General features: G+C 65.1%; 1 protein-coding gene. It reads left to right on the forward strand.

Annotated elements, in window-relative coordinates; translation table 11 throughout:
• Positions 1–959, forward strand: a 959-nt coding sequence (locus PMI31_RS31400) for a DUF5801 repeats-in-toxin domain-containing protein (RefSeq protein WP_008020041.1), incomplete at both ends; no start/stop codon positions are given.

Here is a 959-nt window from a genome sequence, read left to right on the forward strand (position 1 = left end):
ACGGCCTCGGGCCAGGCGGTGAACCTGTCGCTCAACGGCACCGTGGTCGAAGGGCGTACGGCCACGAGCAACCTGCTGGTGTTCACCGTCGGCGTAGCCGCCAACGGTGATGTCACCCTCGACCAGCTCCGCGCCGTGGTGCATTCCAACACCACCAATCCGGATGACTCGACGAGCCTGACTTCGGACAATCTGGTGACACTGACGGCGACCAAGACCGACAGGGACGGCGACAGCGCCCAGGCGACGCTGAACATCGGGCAGAACCTGGTGTTCAAGGACGACGGACCGAGCATCAGTACTACCGGCACGGAACCGACGCTGACGGTGGACGAAACGGTACTGGCGACCGACGTTACCCAGAGTTTTGCCGCCAACTTCAACTCGGCGTTTGGTGCCGATGGCGCCGGCACCCTGACCTATGCGCTGGGCGTGGTGGCGGGGGCCTCCGGGTTGACGGACACGGCCTTGGGCGAGGCGGTGAACCTGTCGCTCAATGGCACCGTGGTGCAAGGGCGTACGGCCACGGGCAACCTGCTGGTGTTCACCGTCGGCGTAGCCGCCGATGGCAGCGTCACGCTCGACCAGCTCCGGGCTGTGGTGCATTCCAACACCAGCAATCCGGATGATTCAAAGACGTTGACCTCGGACAACCTGGTGACGCTGACGGCAACCAAGACCGACAAGGACGGCGACAGCGCCCAGGCGACGCTGAACATTGGGCAGAACCTGGTGTTCAAGGACGACGGGCCGAGCATCAGTACCACCGGCGTGGAGCCGACGCTGACGGTGGACGAGACAGTGCTGGGCATCGACGCCACCCAGAGCTTCGCCGCCAACTTCAACTCGGCGTTTGGTGCCGATGATGCCGGCACCCTGACCTATGCGCTGGGCGTGGTGGCCGGAGCCTCCGGGCTGATCGACACGGCCTCGGGCCAGGCGGTGAACCTGTCGCTCAA

It is taken from the genome of Pseudomonas sp. GM55 (genome assembly GCF_000282395.1).
Lineage (GTDB): Bacteria > Pseudomonadota > Gammaproteobacteria > Pseudomonadales > Pseudomonadaceae > Aquipseudomonas > Aquipseudomonas fluorescens_CC.